This window comes from Paenibacillus sp. FSL H8-0259, from assembly GCF_037963255.1.
Lineage (GTDB): Bacteria > Bacillota > Bacilli > Paenibacillales > Paenibacillaceae > Paenibacillus_AQ > Paenibacillus_AQ phytohabitans.
On record NZ_CP150147.1, the window covers coordinates 5,652,800 to 5,667,563 of the forward strand.

Annotated in this window: 8 protein-coding genes; 6 read left to right on the plus strand and 2 right to left on the minus strand. The window is 53.7% G+C overall.

The genetic code is table 11. The annotated features are described in order from the left end of the window. Nucleotides 1-411: 411 nt before the first annotated feature. Complete coding sequence (locus NSU01_RS24555; RefSeq protein WP_076244645.1) at nt 412-2,376, minus strand: beta-L-arabinofuranosidase domain-containing protein; 1,965 nt, start codon at nt 2,374-2,376, stop codon at nt 412-414. 170 nt (nt 2,377-2,546) lie between these two features. On the opposite strand from NSU01_RS24555, the gene NSU01_RS24560 reads away from it, so the two are divergent. Further along, entirely contained in the window at nt 2,547-3,437 is an 891-nt protein-coding gene (locus NSU01_RS24560) for an AraC family transcriptional regulator (RefSeq protein WP_076244642.1), read from the plus strand. Nucleotides 3,438-3,564: 127 nt separating this feature from the next. Here the strand turns inward: NSU01_RS24560 and NSU01_RS24565 are convergent, their stop codons facing one another. Then, nucleotides 3,565-7,125 carry a DUF5695 domain-containing protein gene (locus NSU01_RS24565; protein ID WP_083705561.1) on the minus strand — a complete coding sequence of 1,187 codons (3,561 nt, stop codon included), beginning with the start codon at nt 7,123-7,125 and terminating at the stop codon, nt 3,565-3,567. 424 nt (nt 7,126-7,549) lie between these two features. On the opposite strand from NSU01_RS24565, the gene NSU01_RS24570 reads away from it, so the two are divergent. The 5 genes from NSU01_RS24570 to NSU01_RS24590 all read left to right on the plus strand — a co-directional run bounded on the left by NSU01_RS24570 (nt 7,550) and on the right by NSU01_RS24590 (nt 14,721). After that, nucleotides 7,550-9,340 (plus strand): sensor histidine kinase, encoded by a 1,791-nt coding sequence (locus tag NSU01_RS24570; protein WP_083705560.1) that lies wholly within the window; start codon nt 7,550-7,552, stop codon nt 9,338-9,340. Continuing rightward, nucleotides 9,333-10,937: a response regulator gene (locus NSU01_RS24575; RefSeq protein WP_076244639.1), complete on the plus strand. Its 1,605-nt coding sequence runs from the start codon at nt 9,333-9,335 to the stop codon at nt 10,935-10,937. The genes NSU01_RS24570 and NSU01_RS24575 overlap by 8 nt, the downstream gene beginning before the upstream one ends. 87 nt (nt 10,938-11,024) lie before the next feature. After that, entirely contained in the window at nt 11,025-11,981 is a 957-nt protein-coding gene (locus tag NSU01_RS24580) for an ABC transporter permease subunit (protein WP_039306445.1), read from the plus strand. A gap of 9 nt (nt 11,982-11,990) precedes the next feature. Beyond that, on the plus strand, nt 11,991-12,893 hold the full coding sequence (locus NSU01_RS24585; RefSeq protein WP_039306448.1) for a carbohydrate ABC transporter permease: 903 nt from the start codon (nt 11,991-11,993) through the stop codon (nt 12,891-12,893). Between the two features lie 76 nt (nt 12,894-12,969). Beyond that, complete coding sequence (locus NSU01_RS24590) at nt 12,970-14,721, plus strand: ABC transporter substrate-binding protein (RefSeq protein ID WP_042138892.1); 1,752 nt, start codon at nt 12,970-12,972, stop codon at nt 14,719-14,721. Nucleotides 14,722-14,764: the final 43 nt, after the last annotated feature.

A 14,764-nucleotide genomic window follows, 5' to 3' on the forward strand; every position in this document is an offset into this window, starting at 1 on the left:
ATATTCATGAGGAGTAGATTAGCCGGCGGAGTGCAAACGAACGCGTCCTCCCGCAGAGCTATCCGGACTCAGAGGACCTTATTTCGCGGAAAAACCTGTTTCACTGCCTGTTGCGGACTCAGTGGAGCCGTTATATTGCTCTCTCGGGCTTAAAATGAGGGAAGCCGGGTCTGATCAGTGCATCTGAGTCCGCATAGCCTGCAAAAAGGCCTGGTTTGGTGAAATAACGGCCCTTCAGTCCGCAAAGGTGCTGCCGCTGATGGACCGCAGGGAGTGTGAGGGGTACCCATACACAAAGAGATGCCCCGGCCAGCCATGCAACGGCTCGGAGGACACCTCTGATTACTCTGATTACTCTATTAAGCTACACCGTTAAATTCTGTTCTACAGCAGCAGGAATAGTATATCCACTTATCTGCCAGCTTCCTCCTCAACCCAGACGGACATTTCACCAGCTCCGCGGTTGGCCCAGGCAAAGTAAGGGATGAATTTCAGCTGCACCTCCCGGCCGGTCCAGGAGGCTCCGCTGCTGTACAATCCCTCCGCTACCCACTCCCCTTCCGGCTGTGCCCTGATCCCCGGGACGCTCAGCGTCTGAATGCCCGCCGGGAATCCCGGTTCTTCGGCAAGAGTATAGGCTTGCACGGCAGGCAGACGCAGCTGGTACAGCCGCTTTCCGTTATCTGCCTCCTCCAGACAATAGACGAACGGACCGCGCTGCAGGGCGACTTTGGAGAAAATCTGGCGGATATGCGGATGTCCCTTCATCCGGTGCACCGGCATCGCGAAGCACACCTCAATGGCGTCGCCGGACGCCCAGCTGCGGGTGAGATGAATATACCCGTCAGCACTTCCGCCGCTGTATGTACGGGCCTGGCCTTGTATGGATACTATCGCCTCATTGCTCCACTCCGGCATGCGCAGGGCTATGGTGAATTCCCGCTCCTGCTCCGGATCGACCACAAAGCGGACCTTGCCATCCGTAACGTAACTGGAATGCTGTTCGAGCCTTAACGGCAGCCCGTTCACCACCGTTTCCAGCTGTCCGCCGATATAGAGCTCCACGTATAAGGTATCCCCTTGCGCAGAATACATGTAATCTCCCAGCGAAGCCAGCAGACGCGCGACATTGGGCGGGCAGCAGGCGCAGGTGAACCAGCCCTGGCGCTCTGCTTGTATATGCTTATAATTCTTGTTCTTGCCCAGAACCTCCGGGTACACCTCCAGCGGATTCACATAGAAGAACTTGGTCCCATCCAGCGACATGCCGCTGATTACGGTATTGTAGAGGGCTCTCTCCAGCACATCCGCATATTTGCGGTGATGATCCAGGGCCAGCATACGCCGGGCAAAAAAGATCAGCCCTACAGATGCACAGGTCTCGGCATAAGCCAGATCAGGCGGTAAATCATAATCGGCCGTAAAGGATTCCCCTTGTTCCATGGACCCGATGCCGCCCGTAATATACATCCTTCTATTCACGATGTTATCCCACAGCTTCCGGCAGGCGGCAAGCAGTCCCGCGTCCTTCGTCTCCAGGGCGATATCAGCCATCGCTGTACACATATACACCAGGCGGACCGCGTGTCCCTCTGCAGTGGCTTGCTCCCTGACCGGAACATGGGATTGGTTGTAGAGGGGATCATGCACTATGTCGAGTTCCGGGAAATGCAAGGTACGGCCGCGCCGCTCCCATTCCTCTTCGAAATAAGATGGCTGCTGCCCCCGCTGCTCCAGGAAATAACGCCCCAGCTCCAAATACTCCCGCTTCCCTGTCGCATGGAATAATTTCACGAGTGCCAGCTCGATCTCCTGATGCCCGTCATACCCGTGCAGCTTGCCGGGTCCGGTTCCGAATACGGAAGCTATGTAATCGGCATAGCGGCTGACCGCATCCAGCAGCTTTCTTTTCCCCGTAGCCCGGTAGTAAGCTGTTGCTGCTTCAATCAGATGTCCGGCGCAATATAATTCATGGCATTCCGCCAGATTGCTCCATTCCTGCCCCGGTTCCTTCAGCAGAAAGTAGGTGTTCAGATAGCCATCAGCCCGCTGGGCGGCAATCAGTAGTTCAATCACCTCATCGGCAATGTCCTCAAGCGCGGAATCCCGCCGGGTCTCCAGAAGATAAGCAACCGCTTCGAGCCATTTGCCGACATCGCTGTCCTGAAAGACCATTCCGTTGAACCCGCCCTCCTCCCGTCCGGCAGCAATCTTGAAATTGCGGATCGCATGGCTGGGAACAGCCCCCTCAATACGGTCATTCAGCGCTTCCCACTGATAAGGAACCATAACTTCGCGGACCAGACGGATATATTCGGACCAGAACACATCTTGGATCTGAACCTTGCCGGATGCGGCTGTAGTAATATCATTCATTATATGGAACGCTCCTCTCAGGATTCATCAATTATTGCCGAGCCCTTTCCTTTCATCTTTCCAACTTCAAAGAAAGCGCTTTATTAATAATAATACATGTTGTATCATGAGAAAAAACGAGGATTTCCAACCTTATTTTTCATCATTTCAACCTACTGGAGGCTTATCAAATGCTCTCACCGATACTCCATTTCATTTCCCCGCCGATTCCTTACTTCATAGATTGCGGACACGCCACTTATACGGCTGGTGATTATCACATCGACCGCAACTGCATCGGGGTATTCGATTTGATTGTTGTGCTGAAGGGAACCCTGCCGGTCGTTGAGGACGGGAAGGAGTGGCAGCTGAAGGAAGGCGAGATCCTCATTCTCCGTCCGGACGGGCATCATTACGGCAGCGCTCCCTGCACCGGGGATACGAAGATTATCTGGATTCATTTCCAGACCTTTGGCAGCTGGAAGGAATGTGAGAGCATGGATGAATGTCTGGACAACCAGAGTGCCTTAATTGAGAGCCATAAGCAGAAGGCCTACCTCAATCATGCCGATGTCTGTTCCATTTACATCCCCAAGCATATGAAGATTACAGCCAAGGCAATGGAGGTGCTGAACCTGTTCTTCGAGCAGGAGCATGAGCCGCAGTCCCTGCGGAACTGGAAGCGCCAGGCTTCCTTTCAGTCCTTCCTCCAGCATCTGGACCGTGACCTCGCCTCCCCCTCTGATGCTACCGCCATCCAGCTTGCCGAACGCATTGAGCTCTATATCCGCCGCAATTATACCCAGGACATCAACAATCCGCTGCTGCAGAAGGAATTGAATTACCACTCCAACTATCTGGCCAAAAGCATGCTGAAAGCTTACGGCATGACGCCTATGGCTTATCTCCAGAACTACCGGGTCGAGCAATCGAAGCGTCTGCTGCTGCAGACCTCCTGGTCTGTGACCCGGATTGCCGAAGAGGTCGGCTTCCATCATGTCTCCCATTTCTCCTCCTGCTTCTCCAAGAAGGAAGGCCTGTCCCCGTCGGACTTCCGCAGCAGGTTTATCCGGAAACGCTGAGCGTGCACAGACGGCCCCATTCCAGGACAGCCGTTCAGTCCGCCTCATAAACACCAAAGAGGGAGTCCCCTATCTCAAGGGTTCTCCCTCTTTGCGATATGCATTTCTCCTGGAAGACTTCCGTAGATCAGCTTACAGGCACTTCAGGTGTTACCGGTGCTTCAGGTGTCACAGGAACCTCCGGTGCACCTGGATCAGGAGCACTGCTATCCGGCAGCGGAGTGACTTCGCCGTCCGGCTGCTGTCCATCCGCTTCGTCAAGCGGCGGCAGGGCAAGCCCGGAATCCGGCTGCAGCGCATCCAGTTCCTCCATGGAAGCGGAAGCCGACAGCGCAGGCATCGTCCCTCCGAAGAGTGCGGTAATCTCCGAAGCACTGAGGGCACGGTTAAAGATGATGAAATCATCGACAGCGCCGTTCAGATTCGGATCACCGTATTGTGATCTGCCGATATAATTCTGCGTGGTATTGCCCAGGCTGGAAGGCTTCAGTGTCATGCCCGTGTTGACGGCAACCTGTACGCCGTCCAGGTAGAGACGGCCTGTCGTGCCGGACAGGCTCACAACGACATGCTTCCATGCTCCGGTGGCCAGCGGTGCAGTTGCTGTAAGCTGCTGCTCGGTGCTGTTGCCGCCGGTGGTGATGGCAAAGCGCATCCCGCCGCCGCCAATCTGGGGTGCCAGGAACATATTAGCGGTTGTTCCCGTGCCGAAATCAAAGATTCGCGCCCAGTCACTATTAGACGTAATCTTAACCCAGGCGGAGATCGTAAAGTCGTTCAGCTGGCTGACCACGCCTGCCGGCAGTGAGGCATAAGCGCTGGTTCCGCTGAGATTCAGCGCGTTGCCTGCGCCTGTGCGGCCGGTAACCCAGGTGGAAGTTCCGGTCAGCACCGCATGGTTCAAGCCGTAAGAGGAATCCGTAACCGTTGTTCCGGAGGACTGGTTCATGTTGTAGTTGACAACGATGGAGGAGACCGGGGCGGCAGTTCCCTGCTGGATCTTCACTTCATAGGAAGACCCCGTGCCGATATTCAGGCTGGCGGTTGCAGTCTGCCCGTTCACTGCCGTGAAGCTGCCGGATGCCACATTGTTCACCGTTACGTTATAAGTTCCGGGGGCAAATCCGTTAAAGGCCACCTTCGTAACATGTGCGGTCCCCGGTGTTGCATTGCTGAGCGTGAAGCTGGCACTGGTCTTCGCCTTAGCGACGGTTGCCAAAGTGTATTTGTCCCGCTCCAGGCTCATGCCCCATTTCTCCGTGATCAGATTCAGGCGCTGGTATACGCCGTCCTTGGGTGTAACGATGTAGTTCCCGCCGCTCTCCGTAACCTCGCAGCCGTAGCCGTACAGCCCGAAGATCGGGTCTACTGCCACATCGGAGCTAAGCAGCTTGATCGCGCCGAACAGGCCGAGATCTGCTTCGCCGGACATGCCGCGCCAGCCATTGAACAGCGGTCCGCCGTCAAGGCCCAGTGCGCCGTTGTTGCCCTTCATCGCCTGATACGTCCACGATACGGCCCCGATATCTGCCGGATCGGAGCTGATCTGCCCCGAGTTGATCGCGGTCAGATTCGCGAGCTTGGCGGCATAGGTTAAGCGCTGCTCTACTTCCGGAGCAGTGGAATTATTGCGCACCCAGTCATCCATTGCCGTTCCGGCAAGCGCTGCGGTGTATTGGAATTGCCACCATGGCTCTCCGTTGATCGTTACCGGATCGGAGTAGAAGTACCATACCGGCATTTTTCCGCGGACGGCACGGGTTTTGGTGTTGATTTTACTCTTAATTGTATTGTTGTTATTCATCTTCGCCAGCATGTACACGGCTTCTTCGCCGGTATTGTCATAGTTGTATTCGGAGCCGTAAGGATAGGTTGTGCTGGCAAAGTTGTTGTATTTGGTATTCATTTTGGCAATGATATCGTTGGCCTGGGTAGTATAGCCCTCTGCCTGCAGAGCCTTGATGATCTCCGGAGTAGTCACCTCGCCCATGAGGCCCGTATTCCAGTTGTAGGCTACAGGACCATCATAGAGCGCTTTCATAATGTTATATGCCCGCAGCAGATAAGTATTGCTGGGCTGCGTATAGGTGATCAGGCCGGGGTACAGCCTGGAAATCTTGTACATGCTGAAATACGTATTGTAGATATGCGGGTAAGCGTACCCCCGGTAGGTCGGTGTAGTGTTCGGCGCGGCCATGAGGAAGTCAGGCACCAGGTAATCGGTATGATGGCCGGCCATCAGGTTCGTCCAGATCGTGGTCTCCAGATACTGGTCGAGTGCGGTTATTTCTGAGGTTACAGGCTTCTGGACGTTCTTCTCGGCAAGGAATTGGGCATGTGTATATCCCCAGTCATCCCCCCAGCCCCAGTACCCGGCAAAATTATTGCGTTTGCTATTGGTCTGCATCATCCAGTCATCGAAGGCCTTGTCCCGGATATCCCCAGGCACGTTCCACTGCTGATTGTTCACCATGAAGGTGGCATGGCGCTGGAGCGCCGTATCTACCGGTTCAATGGCGTAGAACTGCAGGGTCGTCTTTTCTCCGCTGCCATAATTGACTGTGATGTTGTTGGGGCCCAGATGATTCATCTGCAGGGAGTACAGCTTGTGATCCCCTGCCGTTGTTCCAAGGGAAGTCACCGTCGTTTCGGACGGATACTGCGCAGTTACGGAAGTGATAGTCTTGGACGTGCGGAGGTCGAATTTGGCCGTCTGGTTAGTTGGCACGACTAAGCTCGGTACTACCGTGGTATCAATCAGCCCTTCCGAGTACAGCCGGTCCTTGGTAGCCTGCTCACTGGCTGATTTGAAGAATTTGAAGGCATAGGTTTTGCTTGCTCCCGGGGCAAGTGTCAGGCTGCTGTTCGGCAGGTAGCCGCGCCCCGTACTCTTAATCACATTAGAGTGGATGTAGTAGACCGAGAGGCCTTCCACCCAGCCGCCCTGATCGCCCGCCCATTTGCTGCCCGCATGATCCTGGATGCGCCAGTTATCCATATACTCGAAGCCTGCGCCGGTGGTGGCATCCGGCACCAGCAGGAGGGAAGGGCCAATGCCGCTTGGGCGCTGTGCAGTCACATAGGAGCTGTTATTGCCGATGAAGGATTGGGTAACTACCCTGGATTCATAAATCTGCTCATTGCCTCCGCCGGTCCAGAATTCGTTGAAGGGCAGCGGCAGGCCGAAATCACCGATCTCCAGAGTCTGTGTGCTGGTGTTGGTCACTTGAATCTGCCACAGCAAGTAATCGCTTACGAGAGAATAGCTTTCATTCACCCGGAAATTACGGATGCCCTCGGCATTCGCGGAATTCTGGTAGATGATGTTGACCGTATTGCCGGTCTGGCTCTGCGTGCGGCCGTCGGCTGATTTATTGGTTAAGGCTTTGGTCCAGGCGCCATTGTTCAGCCGGTAAGTGAACATCAGCTCTCCGAGCCACTGGTGGTCTGCCGTATTCTGGTTGGGGGCATTGGTGGCATTCATGACATAGTTTGTGGGGAAGTTATCTCCGGTCAGCTTCAGGCTGGTAATGTCGCCGTTGGTACCGGTACTGACCTGAAAATTGCTGTTCGACAGATCATAAGCAAAGGCGGGCTGGGCAAACCACAGTAAACTTAAGGCTGCAGTGGTGAATACGGCGCTTAGCAGCGTCTTTTTCACGAATGGGGATTTCATTCTTCCCGGCATTGCGGTTCCTCCTTGAAAAGCGGAATGTACAGTATGTCTCTTCCTCCACTTTACTGGAATTCCTCTATTAATCTTCGAATTTGCGGACTCTTCCTCCCCTCCCGGCCAGGCCTTGCACCCGTCGATGTATTTCAAAATTATAGTAATTCACCTACAATAATACATGCTATCCGGCGAAAAAAAATCGCGGATTACAACCTCATTTTTAACCATTTCAACCTGCTTCACAGGGAATGACGGCCGTTACCGTAGTTCCCGTTCCCACCCTCCGGCTTAATCTGCAGTAAGGGGAAACGCTGATTTCCTCAAATTCCATAAATGAAGACAATAAAAACCAAATAGATTACATATATTGGTTTACAGTTTGCAGATATACTCTTATGTAAGCGTTAACAATTATAGTCTGACGGAGGGGATTGTATTCGTGTATACCCGTATCATCACCCTGATGAACAATCTGAAGCTCAGGACCAAGCTCTTTCTATCCTTTGGCTGTGTGGTCCTGATTCCGGTGCTGATTGTGGGGGTGTTCCTGACGAGTGAACTGCGGAATATGGCTCTGGACAACGCACTGGAGCAGATTACAGCCAATGTAGACCGGGTGAAAAAAAGAACCGGCGAGATGCTGAATGTCCCGCTCGATATCGCCTACCGGCTGTCCAATGACAGCCGGCTGGAGGAAGCCGCCAACCACCGTTATGAATCGGTCTATGATGTGGTGCAGGCTTACTGGGACTATCCGGACTTCCGGGAATTCGTCCGGCTATACAAAGAAATCTCGAGCATCCGGCTGTACATTGACAACCCGACGGTGCTGGACAACTGGGAGTTCCTCCAGGCAGATGCCGCAGTAACGCAGGAGACCTGGTATCAGACCGCCCTTGCCCAGAAAGGGCTGGTCTGCTGGAATTATATCCGCGACAACCGTAACGGCAAGTATTATCTCAGCCTGATCCGCAAGATCGATTTCCTGAAGCAGCGGACGACCGGCGTGCTGATTGTGAATGTGAATACGGAGAGGCTCAACTCCATTCTGGATCAGGAGACCTTCGAGACAATTATCGTTGATGAGAACGACAACATTGTTGCCTCGAACCGTGCAGATACGCTGGGCAAGACGCTGGAGGACATCGACTTCAAACCGCTGTCTCCCCTTCCCGGACAAGGGCCGGCCGATGTAAGGATTGACGGCAAGCCCTCCAAAATGCTGATCGATGACTGGCATCCCGGGGGCAGCCTGAACAGCCTGCGGATTATCTCCATCTTCTCGGTAGAGAGCATTGTGGGTGAGCCCAACCGGATTATCTCACTGGCGTCTATGGTCATTATCTCGGCTCTGATTCTGGCAATTATCCTGATCTATTACTTCTCACGGCTGCTCACCGGACGCATGCTGCACTTAAGCAAGCATATCTCCAAGGTCGCGTCCGGGAATCTGGAGGCGAGGCTGGTGATAGACGGCAAGGATGAGATCGGCCAGCTGGCAAGGCAATTCAATCATATGGTAAGGAATATCAACGATCTGATGAGCGAGGTGCAGGAATCGAACCGCCAGAAGAACGCCACCCTGCTGAAGCAGAATGAGATTAAATTCAAGATGATGGCCAGCCAGATCAACCCTCATTTTCTGTTCAACGCCCTGGAATCGATCCGGATGAAAGCCCATTCCCGGGGCCAGACCGACATCTCCCAGGTGGTAAGGCTGCTGGGTAAGATGATGCGCAAGAATCTGGAGGTAGGCAACGGGAGAATAGCGCTGCAAAGTGAGCTGGAGACCGTAAGCTGCTACCTGATCATCCAGAAATTCCGCTATAATGACCGGCTCGCCTATGAGCTGTATGTAGATCCGGCAGCGAATGCCATACAAATACCTCCGCTGATTATTCAGCCGCTGGTAGAGAACTGCGTCATTCACGGACTGGAAAACCGGATGGACGGCGGAATGGTCAGAGTAGACATCAGGGTCGAGAATGCCCTGCTCAAGGTTGAGGTATCGGATAACGGAATAGGGATCTCAGCTGCCCGGATCGCTGAAATCCGGCAAATGCTGGACAACAAGGATGATTATGAAACCAATAATATCGGAATGCGCAATATCCACCTGCGTCTTCAGCTGACCTATGGCCCGGAATGCGGCCTGAACCTGGCCAGTCAGAGCGGATACGGCACGCAGATCAGCTTCGCCATCCCCCTAAGGAGTGATTCTTATGTATAGTGTATTAATTGTTGATGATGAATTGTCTATCCGTGAAGGGCTTGTCACGCTGCTGGACTGGGAGAGCCTTGGCTACCGGGTGGTGGATACGGCGGCCAACGCGATTGAAGCGCGGTATAAGGTTGAGCTGTATTCCCCGGATCTGATGATTATCGATATACGCATGCCCGGGAAGGACGGACTGGAGCTGATCCGGGAGCTGCGGGAGGATGACGAGGCGGATATGCATATGGTCATCCTGAGCGGCTATGCCGACTTCAGCTATGCCAAGCGTGCGCTGTCTTACGGCATCGATAACTATCTGCTTAAGCCTGTCGATGAAGATGAACTGCAGCAGTATCTGTCCAGCCTGTCTGACGTGCTGAATGCACGGACTATAGACCGCAGGAATCATGCCGCCGTCAAGGTATGGAGCCGGGAGATGCTCGTCCAGTCCCTGCTGATGGAGAGCCGCCTGCACCCAGCAGCGCCAGCACTGATGGACCCGGCAATGGAATCCGGCCTGCTCTGGGATTCCTATCAGGTAGTCCTGATCCGGCTGCTGCTCCAGGATCATGCGGATAACGGACCTTCCACCGCCGTCAAGGCCAGGCTGACGGCAAGCTTCGAGAACAACAGCTGGGGCATTGTCTTCTCGCTGGATTCTTATCTGGGCGTGCTGCTGCAGCCCTCTTATCAGAAGGAGCTGGTCCGCAAATTAATCGTGCAGAATATCCGCGAAGCATCCGCCGCCGAGGGACTGGAATGTATTATTACCGCCGGAGACATGGTGGACAGCCTGGATGAGCTCTCCGTCTCCCATCAATCGGCGCTGGCCCGGATGAAGGATCATTTCTTCTATGATGAGCCGGGGATGATCGGTCCGGACTCGCTGAAGATGAAGACGGGACTTCCGGCTAAGCTCCCGGATGCGGAGAGCAGCCTCGCACCGGTGATGGACCGGCTGTATTTTGCCATGGATACCGGGAACCTCACCCTAATCCCTTCCCTGATCCAGGAAGCCGGGGATATCATGACTGCCGCAGGCTTATCGGAGATGGCTGTGAAATCCTATTACGTCCGGACGGTTACGGCACTTTTCAATAAGCTCTCTCTGGAATTTAAGGAGCTGGGCCAGGCGCAGAGCCGGGTGGACGGGCAAATCCAGCAAATCTACAGGCATACCTCGCTTCCCCAATTGCAGCGCTATATCACGGATCTGCTGGAGCAATATGCAGGCGGAATTATCCGCGATGAGATGGATGTATTAATGAAGCGGATGCTGGACCTCATTCACCGGCATTATGACGAGAATCTGAAGCTGGAAACCCTGGCTGACGTGTTCTCTTACAGCAGTGCGTACCTCGGCAAGCTGTTCAAGTGCAGTACGGGCAGCTCCTTCAACAGCTATCTGGACAATGTACGCATCGGGAGAGCCAAGGAACTGCTGGACCAGGGCTGCAAAATCCATCAGGCCGCAAGCGAAGTCGGGTTCAGCGATGTGGATTATTTCCGTGAGAAGTTCAAAAAAATCACAGGCCTCTCCCCCTCCGTCTACCGCCGGAAGGATTCACTGCAGGAGGATGATTTTTCAGAAAGCGCTTACGAAAAGAACTGATTTCCCCCTGTTTTCCCGCTTAAATCTTCGGGTGTTTCCCCGTTTCCCGGAAGATTATGATAAAGCCATATCGAAGGAGGGACATAAATGAAAGCGATTACCCCCGCAATGAAGCCGGAGCTCAAGAAACCCGCTTCACGCTTCTGGGCCAAATTCCGGCAGCAGAAATATCTCTATATGATGGCGGTTCCTTTTGTCCTGTGGGCCTTTGTCTTCAGCTATCTGCCGTTATGGGGATGGATGATGGCCTTCCAGAAGTACAAGCCGGGCAAATCCTTTTTTGAGCAGAAATGGGTCGGCCTGCAGTATTTCAGGGAGCTCTTCCAGGATGAGCAATTCTTCAATGCCCTGCGCAACACTCTGGCGATGAGCCTCATGGGGCTGCTGGCCGGATTCATCATTCCTATCCTGTTCGCCATTCTCCTGAATGAGGTTAGATTGCAGGTGCTGAAACGGTTCGTCCAGACGGTGTCTTATCTGCCCCACTTTGTGTCCTGGGTGGTAGCCGCCGGGATCATTACCAAGATGCTCTCCACCGACAACGGCGCAGTGAATGACCTGCTGCTGAGTCTCCATATTATTAGTGAACCGGTCCAGTTCATGGCCAAAGGCAATCTGTTCTGGGGAATCGTGACCGCCTCTGATGTCTGGAAGGAAACGGGCTGGAACACAATCATCTATCTCGCCGCAATATCGGGGATCGGCCCTGAGCTGTATGAAGCCGCCAGAGTGGACGGGGCAAGCCGGCTGCAGCAGGTGCGGAACATTACACTGCCGGGCATCCGGGCGACGATCGTCATCCTGCTGATCATTTCCATCGGCCATCTCATCAGCATCGGGTTCGAGAAGCAATTCCTGCTCGGCAACAATCTGGTACGCGACTATTCGCAGACACTGGATTTATATGCGCTGAACTACGGGCTCGGTATGGGACGGTTCTCCTTCGGGACGGCCATTAATATTTTCAACTCGGTGGTCAGTGTGATTCTGCTGTTTACGGCCAATGGTATCTTCAAAAAAATAACCAAGGAAAGCATCATTTAGGAGGCCCTTATGCTGATCAAAAAACTGGCCGCCGCGTCCTGGTCGGACCGCATCTTCGATTTGGTAGTCTATATTGCGATTACGGTGGTGACTGTGGCCACACTGTACCCTTTTCTCAATGTGCTGGCGATTTCATTCAATGACTCCACGGATAGCATCAAGGGCGGGATTACGGTCTACCCCCGGATGTTCACCTTCAAGAACTATGAGACGATCTTCGCCTTCTCCGGTCTCATTACCGGATTCAAGATCTCTGTCCTGCGTACCCTTATCGGAACCCTGCTCGGACTGATTAGCGCCTCGATGCTGGCCTTCACCTTAAGCCGGGCGGACTTTCAGGGCCGCAGGTTCGTCTCCACCTTTCTGGCGCTGACGATGTACGTATCCGGTGGACTGATTCCCTTCTATATTCTGATCAAGAATCTGCATATGATGGGCACCTTCGGCGTGTATGTCCTGCCCGGCTTGGTCAGTGCATTTAATGTGTTCGTCATCCGCTCCTTCATCGACGGCCTGCCTTACGCCCTGCAGGAATCTGCCAAGCTGGACGGGGCCAATGACTTCACCATCTACTGGCGGGTGATTCTGCCGCTGACCAAACCTGCGCTGGCAACCATCGCCCTGTTCCTGGCTGTCGGCCAGTGGAATGCCTGGATTGACACCTACCTGTATAACGGCTCGAATGACGCACTGACGACGCTGCAGTTTGAGCTGATGAAGGTCATTCAGAGCACCACCACCAATGCGGATAACTTCCGTGGCCGGAATATGACCGAAGTGATGGCGCAGATCTCCCCGGAATCGGTCAAAATGGCAATCACGATTGTTGTCACCGTACCTATTCTGATTGTTTATCCGTTCCTGCAGCGCTACTTCGTCAAAGGCATGACGCTGGGCTCGGTCAAAAGCTAGTCCGCTCACCGGTATCATCAGGCTGACGCCTGTGTATACAATATGTTCTCACCAGACAAAGGGAGGGTTTCTATTCATGACAAGAAAGACAGCGAAACCGTATGTGGCGCTAATGGTCTTGACCTTGCTGCTCAGTGTACTGGCCGGCTGCGGCGGGGGCAATAATAACAGCAAGAATACGGCTGGGAATACCGGTACTGAAGCTACCAATAGCACTAATGCGGCGGCCACAGCAGAAGCTACGGCAGCAGCCGAAGATTTAAGTCCATTGACACTTTCCTTCTTCGCGGAAGATCCCAATCCGAACTGGAATAATATGAAGGATGAAGTCAGTACCGTCCTTACGGAGAAAACAGGCGTCACTCTCGATGCCGAATTCGCCGTAGGCGATCCGCAGCAGAAGATCGCGCTGATTGCTGCCGGCGGGGAATATCCCGACATCATCTCGGCCAAAGCGGATATCGGGAAGCTGGTGGATGCCGGCGCTGTCATTGACCTGACCGAACTGATCGACAAATACGCGCCTAATATCAAGCGGGTGCTTGGAGACAATCTGGCCCGGGCCAAATACACGAACGAAGACCAGTCCATCTATGCCATCCCTACCTGGGCTGCTGTGAATGAGAAGAAATTCGTTGCCGGCGGAGGCTTTGAGCTGCAGCACAGGGTGCTGAAGGAAGCCGGATATCCGGAGATCAAGACGGTACAGGATTATGAGAATGTAATCAAGGCCTACCTGGAGAAACACCCGACCGATGAGAACGGCAACAAGAATATCGGCGTATCGCTGAACGCAGATGACTGGCATATGTACATTTCCGTAACCAATCCTGCAGTGGCGACTACCGGCGGTTCCGATGACGGGGAATATTTCATTGATCAGGAGACGCATGAAGCGATCTACCACTTCCGCCGTCCCGAAGAGAAAGAATATTTCCGCTGGCTGAACCATATGAATGACATTGGCCTGCTGGATAAAGAAAGCTTCGTGCAGAAATACGACCAGTACAAAGCGAAAGTGGCCACTGGACGTGTGCTTGGCCTGATTGACCAGGATTGGGACTACAATGACGCGCAGCAGGCTCTGAAGACTGCCGGTAAATTCGATCAAACCTACGGCCATTATCCTGTGACCTTGACCAGTGAATACAAAGAAACCAGCTTCTGGCCTACCGGCTTCATGGGCGGCTACGGAATCTCCATCTCGACCACCAACCCTGATCCGGTCCGGACGATTAAGTTCCTGGATTACCTGGCTTCCGATGAAGGACAGATCCTGAACAACTGGGGCATTGAGGGCAAACATTATGTAGTAGAGAACGGCAAACGCGTTGTCCCTGCCGAAGTGCAGGACCGCATTAACAATGATAACACGGCCTTCACGAAGGAGACCGGCATCGGCTTCTACTGGAATATGATGGTTCACTATGGCGACGGAGCCAAGGATTCTACCGGCAACTATTACACCAAGAACTTCCCTGAGCAGCTGGTGCTCGGTTACAGCGACGTCGAGAAAGAAACGCTGGCAGCTTACAATGCCACTACCTGGAAGGATCTGTTCCCTAAAGAGGAGGAGTTCGCTGAGAAAGCGTACGGGGCAGCCTGGAACATTGCCCTCCCCGGTGAAGATGAAGTCTCCATTCTGGGCAATAAAATGAGAGATATTACGTGGAAACGCATCCCGCAGGCTATTCTGGCCAAACCGGCTGAATTCGATAAAATCTGGGATGACTACATGGCCGACCTCGAGAAAGCCGGCGTTAAGAAAATGGAAGCAGGCTACACCAAATACGTGCAGGACCGCGTGGAGCTGTGGAGTGCCAAATAGGGTGTTCATTATTGCTTGAGCCTGAAATGATTAGAGTAAAGGA

Coding starts and splice junctions, on each gene's coding strand:
- NSU01_RS24575 (WP_076244639.1), top strand. CDS start 9,333: ATGTATAGTGTATTAATTGTTGATGATGAATTGTCTATCCGTGAAGGG.
- NSU01_RS24565 (WP_083705561.1), bottom strand. CDS start 7,125: ATGCCGGGAAGAATGAAATCCCCATTCGTGAAAAAGACGCTGCTAAGC.
- NSU01_RS24555 (WP_076244645.1), bottom strand. CDS start 2,376: ATGAATGATATTACTACAGCCGCATCCGGCAAGGTTCAGATCCAAGAT.
- NSU01_RS24560 (WP_076244642.1), top strand. CDS start 2,547: ATGCTCTCACCGATACTCCATTTCATTTCCCCGCCGATTCCTTACTTC.
- NSU01_RS24585 (WP_039306448.1), top strand. CDS start 11,991: ATGCTGATCAAAAAACTGGCCGCCGCGTCCTGGTCGGACCGCATCTTC.
- NSU01_RS24590 (WP_042138892.1), top strand. CDS start 12,970: ATGACAAGAAAGACAGCGAAACCGTATGTGGCGCTAATGGTCTTGACC.
- NSU01_RS24580 (WP_039306445.1), top strand. CDS start 11,025: ATGAAAGCGATTACCCCCGCAATGAAGCCGGAGCTCAAGAAACCCGCT.